Below are 6,197 nucleotides of genomic sequence, written 5' to 3'. Positions count from 1 at the left end.
GGGCTGGATTATTTTAAAAATGATGAAAGAGACCTTATAAAACCTGCGTACCAGTTTACCATCGATAACCCCAAAGCATTTGCACCGGCAGCGGAGTTTGCTGCAACTTCTTTTACAACTAAAGATACTGCTGCTTTACATTTTAAAGCTATTGAATTGTTACAGAAAATTATCCGGTTTCATTTAAAAGATAAAAGTCCGGATGCTTTACTGGATGCGGATTTGATACGACTTAATTTTGTACAACAATATGCAGTAAACGAAGACAAAAGCAGTTTGTATGAGGCCGCTTTGAAAAATATTGAAACTAAATATGCAGTGAATGAAACTGCTGCACAGGCGATGTATTTAAGGGCTCAAATTTATTTTGAAAAAGGACAACTATATGATCCGCTTGCTGCAACTACAAACCAATATGAAATAAAAAGAGCAAAGGAATTATGCGAAATCGCTGTTAAAAATTTCCCCAAAAGTGAAGGAGGAATTCATGCGCAAAATTTACTGAAAGAAATTGTACAACCAGCATTAACGCTTGAAACTGAAAAAGTAAATATTCCCGATGCTGCATTCAGAACTTTGGTAACCTATAAAAATGCAGCTACTATTTATTTTCGGGTACTAAAAACAAACAGTGAAGCAATAAAAAAAATGAATTACCGCAACGATGATAAATTATGGAAAGATGTGGTAGCACTGAAACCCATCAAAACATGGAGCGTAACATTGCCCGACCTGCAGGACTATCAAAGCCATGCAGCCGAAGTTAAAATAGATGCATTGACCAATGGAACTTACTTTATTATCGCAAGCCTGGATAAGGATTTTTCTCTGCAAAAAAATATCATAGCTAAGCAACTTACCTATGTAAGTAATATTAGTTATGTTAACAATAATAAGCAGGAATATTATGTACTTAACCGTGACAATGGACAGCCCTACAACAATGCATCCGTGCAGCTTTGGGAAACAAAGTACAATTATACCAGCAGCCAGAATGAAGACAGCAGGGCAGAGAGCTATACAACGGATAAAAATGGCTTTTTCAACATAAAAGAATCGAAGGAGTACAGGAATATAACGCTGCAGATTAAAACAGGTACTGATGAACTTTTTTTGCAAGACGGAGTGTTTAACACCTATTATAACAGTTACAAACAAACGTCGCTGCCGGTAAAACCCATTACCTTTTTATTCACTGACCGTTCCATTTACCGCCCGGGACAAACAGTGTATTTTAAAGGCATCGTTTTGCAAAAAGGAAATAAGGCAACTGAAACAACCCTCCTTCCCTCCTTCAATACCAGCCTGCAATTGAGAGATGCCAATAATCAAAAAGTAGCAGATGTACCACTTGTAACGAATGAGTTTGGTTCCTATCATGGATCATTTAAATTACCCGATGGCACATTAAACGGTCAGTTTAATTTAATGGATACCGGTACCAATTCCCAACAATATTTTAGTATAGAAGAATATAAACGCCCAAAGTTTTTTACCGAAGTACAAAAACCAAAAGGTACTTACCGTTTAAAAGACAGCATTACAATTACCGGAACTGCCAAGGCTTATGCAGGCAATAATATTGATGGCGCAAAAGTAAAATACCGCGTAGTGCGTAAAGTGCGTTATCCAATTTGGTGGGGCTGGAGTAGCTATACCCGCAAAGGCAGGCCTGGCATACCGCAAGGTAACAGCAATGAAGTGGAAATAAGCAATGGCGAAACCATTACGGATGCCAACGGAACTTTTAATATTGTATTTAAAGCATTGCCTGATGAAAGCGTTGACAAGAAAACACAACCCGTTTTTTATTATGAAGTCAATGCAGATGTTACTGACCTCAATGGCGAAACAAGAAGCGGTAATACCACAGTGGCAGTGGCCTACCAGATGTTACAATTAGAAATTAAAGTGCCGGATAAACTATCCGTTGATAGTCTTAAAAGCATCCTTGTAAAAAGTACAAACCTCAATGATATTGAAGAAACTACCGCTGCTACAGTTACCATTCTGCAGTTAAAAACACCTGCAAAAATTTTAAGGGAAAGATATTGGAATCAGCCCGACCAGTTTGTGATGAGTAAAGATCAATACTATGGTTACTTTCCGTATGATGTTTATAAAAATGAAAATGAAGTAAAAAACTATGAGGCAGGTGATAAAATTTTTGATAAAACAGGTAGTACAAATAGCGAATGGTTAATGGTTAATGGTGAATGGAAAGCAGGATGGTACAGAATTACAGCAACTGCCAGCGATAAATACGGGGAAGAAGTAAAAACGGAAAAGTACATACAGTTATACAGTTCTATAAAAAAAGGTGCTTCTACAATTGCGGTTGAAACAAGGGTAGAAAACCATGCGGCAGAGCCTGGACAAAAAATACAATACAATATTACTACCGGCTTCCCCAATATCTGGCTCATTCATATCCTGAGCAAAATGGGGGAAAATAATAAAACTTCTTATCAAACAATAACTGCAAACCAGCCTTATCAAAATGAAATTCTGGTAGCAGAAAAAGATCGTGGTGGCATGGCCATGAGTTATGCTTTTGTACAACACAACCGCGTATACAAAGGCAATGAAAGTTTTGATATTCCCTGGAGCAATAAAGAACTTACCATTGATTACGCTACGTTCCGGGATAAGCTATTACCCGGCAGCGAAGAAAAATGGACCGTAAAAATAAGCGGTAATAAAGGTGAGAAGGTTGCTGCCGAAATGCTGGCAGCAATGTATGATGCAAGCCTGGATCAGTTTAAACCACACAACTGGAATGCATTTAATTTTTGGCCCAAATTGTACAGTTCTGTTAACTGGACAACCAATGGATTTGAGGGAATTAATTCGGAAGAATATAACAGAAGTGAAAATGATATTGTTATTAATAAACCGAAGTCTTATGATCAATTATTGGATTACAATCTGAATGATGATTTAGGGGTGGCATATGGAGTCACAAAAAGGAGAGCTTTAACCGGTAGTGTTTCAGCAATGTTACAGGGAAGAATTGCCGGTGTTTCAGTAGCCAATGCAGCACCTGAAATGTCACAAATGAAATTGGCGCTACCAAAAATTGCCGAAGATGCAGCAATCGAATCAGACTCTGTTACGGTAAGCAAAAACAATCAACCAAACCCGGAAAATCAATTAACACAAATTCGTAAAAACTTCAACGAAACCGCTTTCTTTTTTCCTGATTTAAAAACGGATGAAAATGGAAATGTGTCTTTTAGTTTTACCATTCCAGAAGCATTGACCAAATGGAAACTAATGACTTTTGCCCATACTAAAAACCTCGCAAGCGGTTATGTTGAAAAAACAACCGTAACACAAAAACCATTGATGATTCAACCCAATGCACCAAGATTTTTACGGGAAGGCGATGGCATAGAGTTTAGTGCAAAAGTGGTAAACCTTACCGATAAAGAAATTACCGGAACCACGCAACTGGAATTGCTGGATGCTGTTACCAATAAACCAGTAGATGGATGGTTTAAAAATATTTTTCCTACGCAATATTTTACAGTACCAGCGGGACAAAGTGCAGCAGTAAAATTTCCCATAGAAGTACCGTTTAACTTTAATTCAGCAATGACGTACCGGATTGTTGCGAAATCATCCAGCAACGCAGCTGACGGGAATTTTTCTGATGGAGAAGAAATGTCATTGCCTGTTTTAACCAACCGGATGCTGGTTACAGAATCAATGCCCATCAACCTTCGCAACGAAACCACCAGGCATTTTACGTTTGAAAAATTGCTGAACAGCGGCAGTAGTGAAACCCTTACCAACCATGCCTTAACGGTTGAATATACCTCCAACCCTGTTTGGTACGCAGTGCAGGCATTACCCTATTTAATGGAGTACCCTTACGACTGCGCAGAACAAACTTTTAACCGGTATTATGCAAATATTCTGGCCACATATGTAAGTAACAGTATGCCAAAAATTAAAGCTGTTTTTGAAAAATGGAAAACGGCTGACACCTCCGCATTACGTAGCAATCTTCAAAAAAATGAAGAACTAAAATCAGCACTATTACAGGAAACACCCTGGGTATTGGCTGCCCAAAGCGAAAGCCAGCAAAAGAAGAATATTGCCTTATTATTCGACCTGGTAAAAATGAGCAACGAAACAAGCAAAGCCATTACCCGGTTGACCGACATGCAAAGCAGCAATGGGGGTTTTGTATGGTTTAAAGGTGGCCCGGATGACAGGTACATCACGCAATATATCCTTACCGGAATAGGTCATTTAAAAAAACTAAATGCCATATCTGGCAACAATGCCCGCCAGTTAAAAGACATCATGGCCATTGTAAATAAAGCACTTCCTTATTTGGATGAAAAAATAAAAGCAGACTATGATGAATTGGTAAAATCTAAAGTAAAGCCAGGCAATAATAACCTTAGCAATACCGCTATTCAATACCTGTACATGAGAAGTTTTTTTACAGAAAACCCTGTTGCGCCTGCAGCTAAAACAGCCTATAATTATTACCGTTTGCAGGCGCAAAAATATTGGTTAAACAACAGCAAATACATGCAGGCAATGATTGCCTTGGCCTTGCATCGCACAAAAGATGAAGTAACGCCAAAAGCCATCATCCAATCACTAAAAGAAAATGCCATCAATAAAGAAGAACTGGGCATGTACTGGAAAGAATGGTCAGCGGGAGGCGGATACTACTGGTACCAGGCGCCGATAGAAAGCCAGGCATTGATGATAGAAGCATTTACAGATATTGATAAAAAGACGGCAACAATTGATGATCTTAAAACCTGGTTGCTAAAACAAAAACAAACCCAAAACTGGAAAACAACCAAAGCTACCGCAGAGGCATGCTACGCTTTACTACTTAGCCCCGCCACTGACCGAAGGGGAAATTTACAGGTTGCAGATCTAAACGCTGAACAAAACTTGACCATACTATTGGGTGGCCAAAATCTGCATGATGTCGCATTTTCAGGATCGTTAAAAAATTCTGTTTTGGGGGATGGAGAAGCTGAGGCTGGCACCGGCTACATCAAAAAAACAATCGAAGCAAAAGATGTAAAATCAACAATGGGAAATATTAGTGTAACGATGAGCTCTTCGCAAAATCCACCCTTGCGTGGTGGGCGGTCCTGGGGATCCATCTACTGGCAGTATTTTGAGGACCTGGATAAAATAACCTCCGCCTCAACACCACTGCAATTGAACAAAAAATTATTTGTTGAAAAAAATACTGACAACGGCCCTGTGTTAAAAGCCATTGCAGATGGCACTGAATTAAAAGTTGGTGACAAGGTAAAAGTACGGATTGAATTAAAAGTGGACAGGGATATGGAGTATGTGCACATGAAAGACATGCGTGCAGCCTGTATGGAGCCAGTTAACGTTATCAGCCAATACAAATGGCAGGACGGTTTAGGCTATTACGAAAGTACCAAAGACGCCAGTACCAATTTCTTTTTTGGCTGGTTGCCCAGGGGCAGTTATGTTTTTGAATACCCGCTGTTTGTCACCCATGCTGGTAATTTCAGCAATGGTATTACGACTATTCAGTGTATGTATGCGCCGGAATTTACGAGTCATAGCGAAGGGATCAGAGTAGAAGTTGCCCCGTAAATTCCCCAAAAGGAGACTTTTTTAAATTTCACAAATTCGTTTTTTTTTATACTACCCAAGAACTGCTAGCCGTAGCATAAAAGTCTTCTTCTTTTGGTTTGGTAATAACAATGAATGAAAACATCTTCTATTATCCAATAAAAGAGTCCCCACTTCTTTTCACTTTGATAAGGATAGGTAATACTTTTATTTTTTCATTCATAAATTATCCATTAAACCCTTACCTTTGCAGCCCCGTAGACAATTGTGTACGGAATTAACCAATTTTTTAAACTATAAATCAGGGAAAATGAACAACTACGAATTGATGGTGATTTTTACCCCGGTGCTGTCTGAAGAGGAATATAAAGCCGCTCAGAAAAAATTTGCAGCAATTGTTACAGACAATGGCGGCGAAGTTTTGCACACCAATCCCTGGGGATTAAAATCACTGGCCTATCCCATCGCCAAAAAGACTACTGGTCTCTACTGGGTAATGGAGTATAAAGCGCCAACCATCTTCAATGAAAAGTTGAAAACTCAACTTTTACGTGACGAATCAGTGATGCGTCACATGTATACTGTACTCGATAAATACGCCG

At 39.0% G+C, this 6,197-nt stretch carries 2 protein-coding genes; both read left to right on the top strand.

The window, feature by feature from the left end; genetic code table 11:
- Window positions 1–5,616: alpha-2-macroglobulin (locus H7254_RS10690; protein WP_301932956.1), on the top strand; the 5,616-nt coding region annotated here is incomplete at its 5' end.
- A 289-nt stretch (window positions 5,617–5,905) separates the two neighbouring features.
- Window positions 5,906–6,197, top strand: a 292-nt coding sequence (gene rpsF, locus H7254_RS10685; protein WP_301932955.1) for a 30S ribosomal protein S6, incomplete at its 3' end; no start/stop codon positions are given.

The organism is Ferruginibacter sp. (assembly GCF_014377975.1).
GTDB lineage: Bacteria > Bacteroidota > Bacteroidia > Chitinophagales > Chitinophagaceae > Ferruginibacter.
This window is presented reverse-complemented; position numbering and strand designations above follow the sequence as displayed.